Raw genomic sequence first — 16,892 nt, forward strand, 5'->3', positions numbered from 1 at the left:
ATGGCCCAGGTAAAGTCGGAGGATCAAAACTTCAAACATATTTTTATAGCAGGCATTGAAGGCAAACGGTTCGATATCTCGATCGAGGATGGACGGTTTGCATCTGTTACAGAATCCGTGCCGCAGAATGATGACGCATCGCTTCCGGTTACAGATTTATGGATAAGTCCCGGAGTTATTGATCTTCATACACATCTGGCCTGGACAGACTTTGACCATGCGGATCAATTGAAACGGGACAGCCACGAGGTTGAAGTGATGCAGGCGCAAGCTTTTGCAGCTACCCTCCGGACGGGAGTAACTACGGCTCGTGATGCAGGCGGATTGTTACCAAGCACCGCGAGGCATCTCGCTGAGCACTATCAACACCCCTTAAGAGTTGAAACCAGCAGTGAAATGCTGGGAGCGGCAGATGCCCGTGGTGTAAAGCATCTGGAGCAACGGTTGAACGGAATTTTTGATACAGGCGCGGGCTGGGTTAAAATCATGGCGACAGGTGGACTGGGAGCCCCTACGGAACAAGTGCTCGATCCTGTATTTTCGGAGGAAGAGTTCGCGTTCATCGTTCGCCATGCCCATGCCCACCATAAAAAGGTGTTAGTTCATACCTGGGGTGGCCTGACGGTAGACTGGTCCATCCAGGCAGGAGTGGAGTCTGTGGAGCATGGCATGTTTTTAACTGAGGATCAGGCGGGCAGACTTGCCGAGTCTCGAACGGCCTTTGTCCCTACCACATCGATATATCGTATTGCCGCAGATCCGAAAGGTGTGCTGGCGCTGCCTACTGTTATCAGTGATCGTGCCGCGCGCGCTGCTGAAGCGCATTCTACAGCCATCGGATATGCCAAAAGAGCAGGAGTCCGTTTCGGTTTCGGTACCGATTACGCCACACCTTCACTGCATGGCTATAATCTGCAAGAGTTGGATACGCTGATCGATTATGGCTTGACCCGGGCGGAGGCGTGGCAATCTGCGACGATAAATGCTGCTGAGATTCTGGGTCGTGGCAACGAATTGGGGCAGATTGCAGAAGGTTATATTGCGGATGCTATTATTTTCAATGCCGATCCGTATCAAACGAAAAATGCCGATCAGCTGCGGGAGAGTATTGTGTCCGTGATTATTGGGGCGCAGAAACCATAACTGGTTTCTGCGTTTTTTCTTTAGACGTGAGTGCAGTGAGCGATATGTTGCTTCGAAGGAGCAGGTTGTCTGGCGAATACTAAGCGATAATTAAATCCCCAAAAGTTTTCCAAAAGGATTTTGCAGACCCATCAGCGAATACAATATTTAATAACAGCGGCATAAAGGAAGGAGTGATACCCACTTAAACTTTTGTCGAAGTTTTCCAGCAAGATTCCTCAGCCCGTTTCGTGTTTAATGTTATATAGGAGTAGTGTTTTGCATTTTACACGGGGTACACCTTAATTTGTACATCCACCTATCACCTCTACACAACAAGTACAGGCAATTCTGTATGGTTCATCTACTTTCATCTACTTTCAGACATTACAAAGAACAACGTTCGTCTGCAATTTCAATGCAACACAGTCTGTACAGCATGCTCCTAATCATGACAAAAGTGTCCACACAACAGCATATCGGATTATGGGCTCTGAAATGAATTAGAACGAATGCACATGGAGGAGGCTGTAATGATGGCAAAAAAAGAAGTTGTTGCGATGCTGCTCGCTGGAGGGCAAGGCAAAAGATTAAAGGGATTGACCAAATCACTGGCCAAGCCGGCTGTTTATTTTGGCGGAACCTATCGCATCATTGATTTTCCTCTAAGCAATTGCTCCAATTCCGGCATCGACACGGTCGGTGTATTAACCCAATATGAACCTCTGGTGCTGCATTCCTATATCGGTATTGGCAGTGATTGGGATCTGGACCGCAAAAATGGCGGGGTATATGTTCTTCCTCCTCATGAACGTGAAGACGGCAGTAACTGGTACCGCGGTACAGCTGATGCAATCTACCGTAACCTGAATTTTATCGAACAATTCGATCCTGAGCATGTGCTCATCTTGTCAGGGGATCATATCTATAAAATGGATTATGAGAAAATGCTTCAATACCATAAAGAAAAGGATGCAGATTGCACCATATCGGTCATCGACGTTCCATTGGAAGAAGCCAGCCGGTTTGGGTTGCTCAACACCCACGATGATTATCGCATCTATGAATTCGAAGAAAAACCTCCTGAACCCAAGAGCACGCTTGCTTCCATGGGTATCTATCTCTTCAAGTGGGATGTACTGAAACGTTTCCTGATCCAGGACGAACAGCAGGCATCCACCTCTTATGATTTTGGCAAAGACATCATTCCCTTGCTGCTTGAAAATGAAAAATCGCTATATGCCTATCCTTTTGAAGGCTATTGGAAAGACGTAGGTACCATTCGCAGTCTATGGGAATCCAATATGGACCTGCTGGATGAAGAGACGCCGTTTAATCTGAACGACCCGGACTGGCGTATATATACCCGGAATCCGAATCAGCCTGCGCAATATATTTCACCATCTGCGAAAGTGCGGAATTGCATCATCAGTGAAGGCAGTGTTGTGCATGGTGAGGTTGATCATTCCGTCATGTTCTACGGGATTGAGGTGGGGGAGAACAGCTCCGTAACCGATTCGGTGATCATGCCAAGAGTGAAGATTGGACAAAATGTGCGCATTCATAAGGCTATTATTGCCGAAGGATTAGTGATCCCGGATGGAGTACATCTGTCACCTGCCCCTGAAGATGAAAGTGATATATTACTGGTCGATCAGGAAGAGCTGGAACGTCAGCTTCTCGAGGGAATGACAAGCAAAGCCTAATCTAAACCCCAAAGGACGGTGCATGCGATGAAACCATTGATCGGAGTTATTAACCTTGACCATGAACTTGAGGAATTGAAGGAATTGACTTACTTTCGCTGCGGAGCTGCTGTGCCTTATGCAGGGCGTTACCGTCTGATTGATTTTGTATTATCCAATATGATGAATGCTGGCATTGAGAGTATCGGAGTATTTGTCCGCCGCAAGTACCGTTCACTCATGGATCATCTGGGAGACGGTAAGCCGTGGGATCTGGATCGCAAGCATGGCGGGATGTTTATTTTGCCCCCGGACTGGAACGATCCGACCGATACGTCACAAGGGGATTTGCAGCATTTTCACAATAATCTGGATTTCTTTCGCCGGGGTTCGGGACAATATGTAGTCCATGCGGGCAGTCGACACGTAACCAAAGCAGATCTGCAGGACGTGTACAGGTACCATATAAGCAAGGGTGCGGATGTGACATTGGTTTGCAAAAAAGTGGATCAACTGCTGCCTGAGCATGACGCCTGTGTCAAAGTTGAAGATGACGGGAACGGCCATGTGGTGGACATTCACCAAAGCGCCGATCACCCGAATATATATACAGAAATTTTTATTATGGAAAAAGAACTGTTCCTGCACCAGGTGCAGCGCTGCATCGCTCATGGGGAAAGCCATTTCTTCCGTGATGTGATTCAGAAAAACCCGGATGGCTTGAACATTGCTGCGTATGCCTATGATGGATATCATGCCGTAATCAATTCGATCGACAGCTATTATCGCAACAGTCTGGAACTGCTAAACAGCGGACTGTATGAACAGCTGTTCAAGGAACAGCCTGTTCATACCAAAATCAAGTACGAGGCTCCGGCCAAATATTTGGACACCGCTGAGGTGAAGCATTCCTTGCTCGCAAACGGCTGCATTGTGGGTGGGGAAGTGGAGGACAGTATCCTGTTCCGTGGCGTGCAGGTGGCGAAAGGTGCCAAGATTAAAGGCTCCATTATTATGCAAAAATGCTACATCGGAGAAGGCGCTGTGCTGGAGAACGTCATTCTCGACAAAGATGTGAAGCTAAGCGGCGGTCAGACGCTGATCGGCGACCCGTCGAACCCGTATATTCTGGCAAAGAGTACTATTATCTAATACCGACACTTAACCGATATCATCTATAAATATATATAAAATAAAAATCCTGTAGGATGGATTTAAGGTTCATGGGCGAAAGTTGAAATGAAACTTCGATTGTGCTTGCCAACGTGCAAACGTAGTGGAGGGAACGAAATCGATTCTGGAGAAGCGTAGCGTTCGCCTGAAAGCTTTCTGAAAGAAAGCTGCTCCGGAAGCATAAGCTTATCACTGTATTTTTACATCTGAATAATACAATAAAGAAAATATAGGGATAACAGCGATCGAAAGAACGATTCGTGCCTGTAACGGCCACTTTGCTGGATGTTCGAGCACTTAAGTGTGAACCGCCACCATCCTATAGGATTTCACCGGGAGGAACCTTCTTTTGTTTGACAACAAGGAAACGTTCAAGAGTATTTTTAGACGAAACTTGGTCAGTAAACTGGGCAAACCGATCGAAGAAGCAACGCTGGGAGATGTCTATCATGTGCTTGGCAGTATGATCCGTGAATATGCGGGTCAGGATTGGGCGGCGTCGAATCAGGGGTTTAAGCAGCGCCAGGATAAACAGGTCTATTACTTCTCGCTGGAATTCCTGATTGGACGTCTGCTCGGCAATAACCTGTTAAATGTGAATGAATTGGAACTCGTTCGTGACAGTCTGGCTGAACTGGGCTTTTCTTTGGAAGAGGTGGAAGAACAGGAGGCGGACGCAGGACTCGGCAACGGAGGTCTGGGCAGGCTCGCAGCCTGTTTTCTGGATTCACTGGCATCCCTCGGTTATGCAGGGCATGGATGCGGAATCCGATATAAGTATGGCTTATTTGAGCAAAAAATTATTAACGGCAACCAAGTAGAGTTACCCGATAATTGGCTCGATAAGGGTAACGAATGGGAAGTGCGCCGTCCGGACAAAAAGGTGGAAGTTCAGTTCTGGGGACGTGTGGAAGCCTATGAACAGGATGGACATTACCAATTTGTCACAAAGGATGCTGAATCGGTTGTAGCTGTGCCGTATGATGTGCCTGTAATTGGTTATGGCCAGCCCCACGTAAATACCTTGCGATTGTGGAGTGCGGAGCCCAAGCGGGAGACTTCGCTCGATACCCCTTCGAACTATTACGGATATCTAGATTACAGCCGGTCGGTAGAATCGATCTCGGAGTTCCTGTACCCGGATGATTCCCAATACGAGGGAAAGCTGCTCCGTCTGAAACAGCAATATTTCATGTGTTCGGCAGGTGTACAGAGTGCTTTGCGAACATCTAACAAGCTTGAACTTTCGTATGATCGTTTGCCAGATAAAGTGGCTTTCCATATCAACGATACCCATCCAACCCTTGTGATCCCCGAACTGATGCGCATTCTAATCGATGTCAAAGGTTATGGATGGGATGAAGCGTGGGATATCACGACCCGCACCGTATCGTATACCAACCATACCACTTTGAGTGAGGCACTTGAAAAGTGGCCTGTTGCCATGATCAGCAAGCTGCTGCCACGCATTTACATGATTATTGAAGAGATCAACAAACGCTTCTGCGGCATGCTGCTTGAGCGTTATCCTGGAGATACGGATCGTATTCAGCATCTGGCGATTATTGCAAATGATCAGGTACGGATGGCCCATCTGGCAATTGTAGGCAGTCATAGCGTCAACGGTGTTGCGGCATTGCATACCGAGATATTGAAGGAGCGGGAAATGGCTCCGTTCTATGCACTCTACCCGGAGCGCTTCAATAACAAAACCAATGGTATCACTCATCGCCGCTGGTTAATGCATGCCAACCCGAAGCTATCGAATCTGATCACAGAGACGATTGGAAGTGAGTGGATTACGGAGCCGGGCAGATTGAATGAGTTGGTAGCTGTTGCTGACGATGCCTCGTTCCTGCAGCAATTCCGTGCCATTAAACATGGCAATAAGGAGCGTCTTGCTGCCTATATACTGGATCATACCGGAACGGCTGTGAATCCGGATTCCATTTTTGATGTACAGGTGAAACGACTGCATGGGTACAAACGACAATTGCTGAACATTCTGCATGTTATGCATTTGTATAACCGTCTCAAAAGCGACAATTCATTTGATATCGTGCCACGTACGTTCATTTTTGGCGCCAAGGCAGCGCCGAGCTATTATTTTGCCAAAAAGATTATCAAGCTGATTAATACGGTGGCAGATACGATTAATCGCGATACGGCCGTGAAAGATCGCCTGCAGGTATTTTTCCTTGAAAACTATTCGGTCTCTCTTGCCGAGAAGATCATTCCGGCCGCAGACGTCAGCGAACAGATTTCAACCGCAGGCAAGGAAGCCTCCGGTACCGGAAACATGAAGTTCATGATGAACGGAGCGCTAACTATTGGAACCATGGACGGGGCAAATGTCGAGATGGCAGAACAGGTCGGTCAAGACAATATGTTCATCTTTGGCTTAAGTGCAGACGAAGTGCTTGAATATTACCGTTCCGGCACTTATCGGCCGGGTGAGATTGTACAGCAGGACGAGCGAATTCGTGAGGTAGTGGAGCAGCTGGTACATCCTGGACCGTTCTGTGAACGTGATGGTGAATTCTGGGATATCTATGACTCCTTGCTGGCACATGGCGATGAGTACTTTGTGTTACGTGACTTTGCTGCCTATGCCGATGCACATGCTGCCATTGATTCGGCATACCGCGATCTATCGGGCTGGACACGCAAGGCAGTGCTGAATACGGCTCAATCCGGCATTTTCTCCAGTGACCGCACTATTAGTGAATATGCGACTGATATCTGGGGCATTCATCCGGTGTCTGGATACTGGAAAGGTTAATAATATGGTTTAACAATGAAATCCCCTTGTACATCAGGTTGATCTCTATAGGGTTCATTTACCTTTATCAGAGATCGCACCTTGTAGCACAAGGGGATTTTTTGTATGTTGAGAATTATAGTGCCTATGTTGATAACCTGTCCTACTCGAGCTTGCACCAATACATAAGATTTTTTCAGATCACAACAAGTTCGCACGCAAGATCAAGAAAAAGAGTTTTATTTTAGTCATACTAAATTAAGAAATCGTTCCATACTTCGAACCAAGAAAAGGAGTTCACATGCCATGGATCATTACACACGAATCCAGCTTGCCATTGCGTACCTGGAACAGCATTTGCAGGATGAATTTAATATCAGAGAGGCTTCAGCTGCTGCGAGTTTCTCAGCTTTTCATTTCCAGCGTTTGTTTCAGGCAATCACGGGATTTACGGTACTGGAGTATGTCCGCAGACGTAGATTAACGGAAGCGGCATGTCACTTGCGGAACAGCTCGGAAGGTATACTGGATATTGCTCTGAGATTTGGATATCAATCTCAGGAGGCATTCACCCGCGCATTCACAGCTCACTGGGGGATGACACCTGCCAGATTACGTAAGCTGGACGAACAGCCATCTTCGTCGAAGATGCAACGAAGTATTGATTTTGACGATTATCGTACTCGGATCGGAGGACAATTTCATATGAACACACCTCGTCTGGTAACACTGGAATCGAACTGGATTATCGGCTACGAATTCAAGACGAACTTGAATGATAATCAGCATTATGCAGAAATCCCCGGGTTTTATCATCAGTTTGGTACAGAGCAGAGATTTATGAACATCCCTGAAAGGACACGTCCGGATATAGCGTATGGTGTAGCTTGCCGTTTTGAAGATGATGGAGCGTTCACCTTTATTGTGGGGGAGGAAAGCGCGGCAGCTGCTCCAGTTCTGGAACCAGGTTATACATCGATTGAAATTCCTGGCGGTTTATACGCCGAGTTCACGGTGGAAGGATCAGGACAGGATATCCGCAAAATGATTTATGGCAGCTGGCTGCCGCAATCTAACTATGAACGAAGGGAAGGACCGGATTTTGAGGTGACGGATGTATGGAAATCCACGCCTGAGCAGCTGGACATGAAGATCTATATCCCTTTAAAATAGACCTTACCGCATCTGCGGAAAAAAGGTCGGAGGATATGTGGAAATGAATGAAGGCTCATGGCTCTACTCCAGATGGATGCTTGTTATCGTTGGCTGCATGGCAGTATTGTACATGTTGATTATGGGTAACTTGCTCTTTGTCAGCGGGAGAACACCTGGCGTGAATTATCAATATAATTTGGTACCCTTGGAAACAATCAAGCCTCTTCTTTTTGAAAAGAACAGATACCATACCGAAGCCTGGGTGAAAAACCTGTTTGGGAACATTGTTTTGTTCATACCTCTAGGGGTATGGATTCCCTGGTTATTTCGCAGATTCCAAAGGTTTTTACCATTTACAGGGATTGTCGTCCTACTTTTGTTTGCTGTTGAGGTTACACAATTGATTAGCCGTGTTGGTTCGTTTGATGTCGATGACATTATTTTGAATACGGTGGGTGCCTGGATTGGATACATAGGATTCGCCTTATTCATATTTTTACAGAGAAGGACTCGAAATTAAACTGCGAATAGCGGTTGATGTTCGGGTCTTTTTGGTTTCACGGATTTTTTCTGTTTATAAGAGGAGCATTTCGGATAAAACATACTAACGGGTTATATAGTAAAGAGTGATGAAAGTGAGGTGGTCTATATCGTTTGGTGGAAAGAGAGTGTAGTGTACCAGATCTATCCCAACAGCTTCAAAGATTCCGATGGGGACGGTCAGGGTGACTTGCAGGGCATATATGACAAGCTCGATTATTTGACTGGGCTGGGCGTGGATGTAATTTGGATCTGCCCAATTTACGATTCACCTGGTCATGATAACGGATATGACATCCGAGATTATTACTCCATTTTACGCAAGTATGGCACGATGGAGGATTTTGACCGTTTGCTGGCTGAGGCGCACAAGCGTGGCCTCAAGATCATGATGGATCTGGTGCTGAATCATACGTCGGATGAACATGCGTGGTTTGCTGAGTCACGTTCATCGAAAGTAAATCCGAAACGGGATTATTATATTTGGCGTTCAGGTAAAAATGGTCAGGTTCCAAACAACTGGGAGTCCTACTTTGGCGGTTCTGTGTGGAAGCATGATCCGGAGACAAATGAATATTATTTGCATCTCTATACGGAACACCAGCCTGATCTGAATTGGAACAATGCACAGATGGCAGAAGAGATGTATGAAATGGTGCATTGGTGGTTGCAAAAAGGAGTGGATGGTTTTCGTTTCGATGCGGTGGCGCATATCGCCAAGGCAGATGGATTACCCAGCGCACATAATCCCGATAATCTGCCGGTCGTTCCTGCGTACCAGCTTTTTTCCAACCTCGAGCAGGTACATTCGATTCTGAACAAACTGAACGACATGATCCTGAAACCTTACGGTCCGATGACCGTTGGAGAGACTTCCGGGCTTGGACCGGAGCAGGCGCTGGCCTATGTGGGGACAGATCGAAATGAGCTCAATATGGTGTTCCAGTTTGAGCATATGTTTGTGGACGCGCAATCATCCGGAATCGGCAAATGGAACTATCGGGAGTGGAAGCTGCCCGAACTGAAAGAAATTATGAGCCGCTGGCAAACCGTACTGCATGACAGAGGCTGGAATGCCAATTACATGGGCAATCATGACCAGCCCCGTCCGGTATCCCGCTTTGGTAATGATGGCAAGTACAGGGTGCGATCTGCCCAGATGCTGGCTACATGGATGCTTACCCTGGAAGGCACGCCTTACATTTATCAAGGGGAAGAAATCGGCATGACCAATGTTGCTTTTCCTGATATTGAGGATTATCGAGATGTTGAAACAATGAATTATTATCGGCAGCATATTAGTCAGGGGCGAGCGAAACATGAGGTCATGCAAGCGATCTGGCGCAAAAGCCGTGATAATGCCCGTACACCGATGCAGTGGGATGATACCAAGCATGCGGGATTTACCGATGGTGAGCCATGGATTCAGGTGAATGCGAATTATGCTGAGATTAATGTGGCGGATGCCGAACGTGATCCTCAGTCCATTTTGCATTATTACCGTAAACTAATCGCACTTCGCAAACAGCATAAAGTACTTATCTATGGGGCATATGAGCTGCTTTTGCCGGATGATCCCGACATCTATGCCTACACCCGGACGCTGGATGATGAGCAGATGCTGATTATTCTGAATTTTCGGGAACATGAGCCCGAGATGCAATGGCCTGAAGGGTGGAGCAATGAGAATGCCAAGACGATCATCAGCAATGTAAGCAAACGTTATTCCACCGATAAGGGTGCAATTCTGCTTCAGCCTTATGAAGCACGGGTTTATCGAATGCAGCGATGAGGCGTTATTTTGCTTCGGCGGAGAGTTTTGAATTATAATATAGGTTGAAAATCAAACCAATGAACGCATATGTCAGGAGGATACCAAGTTGCTGAATATTACTTACCACGGACACTCCAGTGTACAACTGGGCACAGAAGAGAAGTCGTTAATCATTGATCCTTTCCTGCGTGGCAATGAGCTTGCTGTCACCAAACCGGAAGACATCAAGACCGATGCCGTGTTGCTGACACATGCACATATGGATCACATTCTGGATGCTGAGCCGATTGCCAAGGCTAATCAAGCCAAAGTGGTCGCAATTGTGGAACTGGCTACATACATGTCATGGAAAGGTCTGGATACGATAGGCATGAACATGGGTGGAACGGTGGATCTTGGCTTTGCCCAAGCCAAAATGATTCAGGCTTTCCATACATCCGGGATCGTGCTGGAAGAGGAACAACGAATCATGTATGCAGGATTGCCTGCGGGATACATTATTAACATTGGTGGCAAAACCATTTTGCATGCCGGTGATACGAGCCTGTTCGGTGATATGAAAATGATTGGTGATCGCCATGATATCGATGTAGCTATCCTGCCTATTGGCGGCCATTTCACCATGGGACCGGAAGATGCGCTGCAAGCGGCGGAATGGTTTAATGCCAAGCTGACAATTCCGGTGCATTATGATACGTTCCCGGTAATCCGTCAGGATGCCGAGAAGTTTGTGGAGCAGCTTGCTTCCAAAGGTCTGGAAGGCCGTGTGCTGGCACCGGGACAATCCATTACTCTGTAACGCTCTTCTTATCTCTGTTTATCATAAACGCAATATGAAGCTAAAGACGAATATCATGTCAATATAACTGACGTGATATTCGTCTTTTTTCGGTTTTAAGTTCAATTTAGCCGGCTCCAGTTGGTTCTCATGACAAAAACGTTGAAATTCCATTGTTGAAGCCCCTGCTGCAATGTTATAAAAAATTACACGGAAACCAAACGGAAATCCGAATTGGCGAAAATAGGGGGAGCGTTCATGTCATTTGTGAAATCATTGTTTTTTCAAATTATTGTAGCGGTTATTATCGGGATTGGGGTAGGCATTCTGTGGCCTGATCTGGGCAGCCTGCTGCAGCCGCTCGGAACAGGTTTCATCAAGTTGATCAAAATGATCATTGCACCGCTGATCTTTATGGTGATTGTAACAGGCATCGCCAAGATCGGTGATCTGAAATCTGTTGGACGTATTGGATTCAAAGCCATTCTGTGGTTTGAAATCGCAACAACGGTTGCGCTGGTCCTTGGACTCGGCACAGCCAATCTGCTTCGTCCGGGTGCAAGCATGAACGTGGACCCCTCGACCCTTGATGCAAGTGCCATTGAAGCCAAAACCAATGGCTCCGAACTGCCACATGTCGTCGATTTTATTATGAACATTATTCCGACAAGTGTAGTAGATGCTTTTGCACAAAATGCACTGCTGCAAGTACTGCTCGTGGCCTGTTTGTTCGGAGTAGCCTTGGCAGCAACGGAAAGTAAGGCAAAGGACAATGTACTGACACTGATTGAAAATGTGTTGAATATCTTGTTCCGCATTATTGGATACATTATGAAACTGGCACCGATCGGAGCATTTGGGGCCATGGCATACACTGTAGGAGCGTATGGGGCTTCCACACTGTCCTCCTTCGGGTTGTTAATTGTTGCTTGTTACGGGGCAGCGTTGCTGTTCCTGGTAATGCTAGCCCTGGCTGCCTGGTGGATTACAGGACTGAACTTTTTGCAATTTGTAAAATATACACGTTCCGAAGTTATGCTGGCGATTGGCACAGGCTCTTCGGAGGTGGTTATGCCCCGCATGATGGACAAGCTGACCAAAGCAGGCTGTGATCGCGCTGTCGTTGGCCTCGTGGTTCCAACAGGGTATTCGTTCAATCTGGACGGAGCCTCGATATACCTTTCGCTAGCGACGGTATTTCTGGCACAGGCAGTTGGCATTGATCTGACACTTGGGCAAGAGATTACGATTTTACTGGTGTTAATGCTCAGCTCCAAAGGGATGGCGGGTGTACCTGGCTCCGCATTCCTTGCTTTGTCTGCTACAGCTGCGGCCTTGAATGCATTCCCGGTAGCTGCTGTTGCCTTACTGCTTGGTGCGGATCGCTTCATGGATACGATGCGAGTATTCACGAATCTGATGGGCAACTGTGTTGCGGCATTTGTAGTAGCAAAATGGGAAGGACTGTTGGACCAAAAACGCATGCGGGCGGTGCTCTCCGGGGAGATTAGTGCCGAAGAGCTGGAAAGAGAAGAACAAGCGTCCTTGTACCCGGTGAAGTTGAACCAGAGGGAGGGACAAGGAATGGTGTCAACGGATATGGTGTAAAAAAGAAAATAAACGAGCTTTGTATGAGATGTTAACTCATCATATTATATTAATTTGAACCATCTGTTCACCCGCATGAAATCATGGGGTAACAGATGGTTTTTTTCGTTTCAGATACAGATATCATGGAGTTTTCGAACGCAAGCGGCAAAATAATTGTTACAGGGGAATCATTAATGGGGAATGTGTAGAAGAGGAAAAAGATAGCATATTAAAGTTTCAACTTGTATATACATGTTTAGTTATGTAATATATAAATGAAGTTAGGTCAAGAGAACCACATAAGCAATACAACTTATTGGAGGCGTTAACATGAGTTCAACCAACACAACTTCATCATCGTGGTGGAAAACGTCCACGGTGTATCAGGTATATCCCAAAAGTTTCAATGATACAACCGGATCGGGTACCGGAGACATTCGGGGATTGACGGAAAAGTTGGACTACTTGCAGCATCTCGGTATTGATATCGTTTGGCTGCAGCCCGTATATGTATCTCCACAGCATGATAACGGTTATGACGTAGCGGACTATTATCGGATCAATCCTGATTTTGGTACGATGGAGGATTTTGACCAACTGCTTAAAGGTCTGAAGGCGCGTGACATGAAGCTGATGATTGATATCGTGGTGAACCACTCTTCTACGGATCATGAATGGTTCCAGCAATCACGCTCATCCAAGGATAATCCGTATCGCGATTATTATATTTGGAAGGACCCTGCTCCGGACGGCGGTGTGCCGAATAATTGGAAATCCAAGTTCGGTGGACCTGCATGGCAGTTTGATGAGCAGACAGGACAATATTTCCTGACATTGTTTGACAAAACACAGGCTGATTTGAATTGGGAGAACGAGCAGGTACGCAAGTCCGTGCGGGATATGATCAAGTTCTGGGCGGAGAAAGGCGTTGACGGTTTCCGTATGGACGTCATCAATCTGATTTCGAAGGATCAGCGTTTCCCTGATGATGATGGTAGCGTTTCCCCGGGAGACGGACGCAAGTTCTACACCGATGGACCACGTGTGCATGAGTATATTAAAGAAATGTATGAAGAAGTGTTTGGGCCACACAACATGGTAACCGTAGGAGAGATGTCCTCCACTACATTGGAACACTGCATTCAATATTCGAATCCTTCTTCCAAGGAATTCTCCATGACGTTTAACTTCCATCACCTGAAAGTGGATTATCCAAACGGACAGAAGTGGGAGCTGATGCCTTACGATTTCGAAGCGATGAAACAGCTGTTTAGCGATTGGCAGATCGGCATGCAGGCAGGCGGGGGATGGAATGCGTTGTTCCTGAATAACCATGATCAACCGCGTGCGCTGTCTCGATTCGCCGATGATGGCGAATATCGTGCCGAGAGTGCCAAAATGCTTGCTACGACCATTCATGGCTTGCAGGGAACCCCTTACGTATTCCAAGGCGAAGAGATCGGCATGCCTAATCCGGTCTGGAACGACGTTAGTGAGTTCCGTGATATCGAATCGACCAATATGTACCGACTGCTCCAGGAAGAACGAGGCAAATCCGCCCAGGAAGCGTTCAATATTGTAAAAGAGCGTTCCCGGGACAATTCCCGGACACCGATGCAGTGGGATGGAAGCGAGAATGCCGGATTTACAACCGGTACACCGTGGATCAAAGTAGACGAACGATATCCGTCAATTCACGTGGCCCAGCAAATCGCTGACCCGAATTCGATCTACTATCACTATCGCAAACTGATTGCTCTGCGCAAAGAGGTCCGCGTGTTGACTGATGGTCTGTATGAACGTTTGGACGATGCACATCCGGATGTATTTGCATATGCACGGACCAATGGAAGCGAGACGTTGCTTGTGGTGTCCAACTTTAGCAAGCGAGACGTCACTTTTGCTTTATCCCAGGCTGTCTGGAATGATCATTTTGCAGGTAAGTCCGCAGAGTTACTGATTGGTAACACGCAGGCGCCGCCTGCACTGGAGCAAGAAATCTCCCTCAGCCCGTATTCATCCTATATGTGGCTTGTACCGCAACAGGACTAATTCACATTATATAAAGTGGGAAGTGACAATATGGCAATTGATAAAAAACAGGTTGAGGAGATCGTACGCGCGGTGGGCGGCAAAGATAATATTGAAGCTGCAACGCACTGTGTCACACGACTCCGGTTCGCCCTGTACGACGAAAGTAAAGTAGATACGCAAAGTCTGGACCAAAACGATCTGGTCAAGGGCCAGTTCTCTTCGCAAGGACAATTCCAGGTTGTTATCGGGCCTGGGCTTGTGGATAAAGTGTATGATGAAATGATTCAGATTACCGGAGGCGAACGCGCTTCCAAGGATGACGTGAAGGCTGTTGCGGGTAAAAAGCAAAACCCACTCCAGCGTGCGATCAAAACGTTATCGGACATTTTTATCCCGATCCTGCCAGCCATCATCACGGCCGGTCTCTTGCTCGGTATTAATAACATACTGACAGGGCCAGGCATATTCTTTGATGGTAAATCGCTGGTGGATGTATATCCGGCATGGAAAGACCTCGCATCTATTATCAATACTATCGCGAGCACAGCCTTTACCTTCCTGCCTGCGTTAATTGGTTGGTCCGCGGTAACCAGGTTCGGCGGCAGTCCGTTGCTCGGGATTGTCCTTGGTCTGATCCTGGTTCATCCCGATTTGCTGAGTGCTTATGGCTATGCCAATGCAGTCAACGAAGGCACCGTGCCTACGTGGAATCTGTTCGGCTGGCATATTGAGAAGATTGGTTATCAGGGGCAGGTTCTGCCGGTATTGGTCTCGGCCTATCTGCTTGCCAAGCTGGAGATTTTCCTGAACAAAAGGGTGCATGATTCGATCAAACTGCTGGTTGTTGCACCTGTCACTTTATTAATTACCGGGTTCCTGGCCTTTACGATCATTGGTCCAGTTACATTTGCCATTGCGAATGGAATTACTTCCGGCTTGATCTATATTTACGATTCATACGCAGCTCTGGGCGGTCTGATCTACGGTGGACTGTACGCATTGCTCGTTATTACAGGAATGCACCATACGTTCCTGGCGGTAGACGTACAGCTGATTGGTAGCCAGGGCGGGACGTTCCTGTGGCCGATGCTGGCACTGTCCAATATCGCGCAAGGTTCAGCCGCACTTGCCATGATGCTCGTGCTTCGTGAGAAGAAGATGAGAGGACTTGCGGCAACTTCATCCGTCTCGGCTTTCCTCGGGGTAACCGAGCCGGCGATCTTCGGGGTGAATATCCGTTATCGTTATCCGTTTATCTTCGGTATGGTCGGTTCTGCGATCGGCGGTGTACTGCTCACGATGAATAATGTTCAGGCCACCTCTATCGGTGTAGGTGGGGTACCTGGATTCCTGTCCATTTTCCCGAACAAATGGGGAGTATTCTTCATCGGTATGGCGATTGTGCTGGTTGTTCCGTTTGTACTGACTGTTATTTTCGGAAGAGCGAAGTTGAGAAAAGAAGAACGCAGCGCAGATCGTGCAGCTGTAGCTGGTGGTCAAACACCTGCAGCTGAATCTGCTTCTGGTACAACTGTGGCAAATACAGGTTCAAATCTGAATCAGCGCTCACGCAGTGCTGCACAGGTGGCGGATGAGCCTGTAAATACACTGGAAATCATGGCACCATTAACAGGTACAGCCGTTCCGTTGGAACAAGTACCTGATCCGGCATTTGCAGAGAAACAAATGGGTGAAGGGGTTGCCATTGAACCTTCCGGTAATCAGGTCGTTGCCCCGTTTGATGCTCAGGTTGCCCATGTCATCAAGAGTAAACATGCGGTCATTCTTGAGCACGCGAGCGGCTTGCAGATTCTGATTCATGTCGGGATCAATACGGTATCACTCAAAGGCGAAGGGTTTAACATGCATGTAGAGGCTGGAGAGAATGTAAGAGCCGGGCAAACGCTGCTTGAATTCGACCGTAAAGTGATTGAAGCTGCGGGATATCCGCTCATTACGCCAATTATTATTCCAGACGGTCAGGACATGGTTGATCGGGTGGAGGTCACTACTGGTGATGTAACATCCAATCAGAATGGTGTGCTTAAGGTTCATTTGAAAGGTTAAGTTCACGAACAAATCGGGAGCTGCGATATTCGCAGCTTCTTTTTTCATCCTGATACCGAAATAAAGCTGAACGCATCTCAACTTATTATGGCGGTGGTCTCTTCAGGTCAGTTCGTTTTTTTTATTTATATCGTGGTAAACTGTAGTTAGGATGCATGAGGCAAAATTCCATGTTTACAGCGATCGGAAAGCTTGTTCAACAGGAGTATGCAT

Annotated in this window: 11 protein-coding genes; all 11 read left to right on the forward strand. The window is 47.1% G+C overall.

Going from position 1 to position 16,892, the window contains the following annotated elements:
* The 11 genes from MHB49_RS13930 (at nt 1) to treP (ending at nt 16,679) form a co-directional block, all read left to right on the forward strand.
* Nucleotides 1-1,143: an amidohydrolase family protein gene (locus MHB49_RS13930; protein ID WP_405156514.1), complete on the forward strand. Its 1,143-nt coding sequence runs from the start codon at nt 1-3 to the stop codon at nt 1,141-1,143.
* Nucleotides 1,144-1,658: 515 nt separating this feature from the next.
* Nucleotides 1,659-2,828, forward strand: coding sequence for a glucose-1-phosphate adenylyltransferase (locus MHB49_RS13935; RefSeq protein WP_405157131.1), 1,170 nt, complete (start codon nt 1,659-1,661; stop codon nt 2,826-2,828).
* A gap of 27 nt (nt 2,829-2,855) precedes the next feature.
* Entirely contained in the window at nt 2,856-3,959 is a 1,104-nt protein-coding gene (gene glgD / locus MHB49_RS13940; RefSeq protein WP_247902432.1) for a glucose-1-phosphate adenylyltransferase subunit GlgD, read from the forward strand.
* Between the two features lie 370 nt (nt 3,960-4,329).
* The gene (locus MHB49_RS13945) at nt 4,330-6,762 is read left to right on the forward strand and encodes a glycogen/starch/alpha-glucan phosphorylase (RefSeq protein WP_405156515.1); all 2,433 of its coding nucleotides are present in this window, start codon (nt 4,330-4,332) and stop codon (nt 6,760-6,762) included.
* A gap of 285 nt (nt 6,763-7,047) precedes the next feature.
* The gene (locus tag MHB49_RS13950; RefSeq protein ID WP_405156516.1) at nt 7,048-7,914 is read left to right on the forward strand and encodes an effector binding domain-containing protein; all 867 of its coding nucleotides are present in this window, start codon (nt 7,048-7,050) and stop codon (nt 7,912-7,914) included.
* 43 nt (nt 7,915-7,957) lie between these two features.
* Nucleotides 7,958-8,416 (forward strand): VanZ family protein, encoded by a 459-nt coding sequence (locus MHB49_RS13955; RefSeq protein ID WP_405156517.1) that lies wholly within the window; start codon nt 7,958-7,960, stop codon nt 8,414-8,416.
* A gap of 120 nt (nt 8,417-8,536) precedes the next feature.
* The gene (locus tag MHB49_RS13960; RefSeq protein ID WP_405156518.1) at nt 8,537-10,228 is read left to right on the forward strand and encodes an alpha-glucosidase; all 1,692 of its coding nucleotides are present in this window, start codon (nt 8,537-8,539) and stop codon (nt 10,226-10,228) included.
* 88 nt (nt 10,229-10,316) lie between these two features.
* Nucleotides 10,317-11,009: a metal-dependent hydrolase gene (locus MHB49_RS13965; protein ID WP_247902437.1), complete on the forward strand. Its 693-nt coding sequence runs from the start codon at nt 10,317-10,319 to the stop codon at nt 11,007-11,009.
* Nucleotides 11,010-11,246: 237 nt separating this feature from the next.
* Complete coding sequence (gene dctA / locus MHB49_RS13970) at nt 11,247-12,596, forward strand: C4-dicarboxylate transporter DctA (RefSeq protein WP_405156519.1); 1,350 nt, start codon at nt 11,247-11,249, stop codon at nt 12,594-12,596.
* A 312-nt stretch (nt 12,597-12,908) separates the two neighbouring features.
* Nucleotides 12,909-14,630: an alpha,alpha-phosphotrehalase gene (gene treC, locus MHB49_RS13975; protein WP_405156520.1), complete on the forward strand. Its 1,722-nt coding sequence runs from the start codon at nt 12,909-12,911 to the stop codon at nt 14,628-14,630.
* 30 nt (nt 14,631-14,660) lie between these two features.
* Nucleotides 14,661-16,679: a PTS system trehalose-specific EIIBC component gene (gene treP, locus MHB49_RS13980; RefSeq protein ID WP_405156521.1), complete on the forward strand. Its 2,019-nt coding sequence runs from the start codon at nt 14,661-14,663 to the stop codon at nt 16,677-16,679.
* Nucleotides 16,680-16,892 lie beyond the last annotated feature (213 nt).

It is taken from the genome of Paenibacillus sp. FSL K6-0108 (assembly GCF_045040695.1).
Taxonomy (GTDB): Bacteria; Bacillota; Bacilli; order Paenibacillales; family Paenibacillaceae; genus Paenibacillus; species Paenibacillus pabuli_B.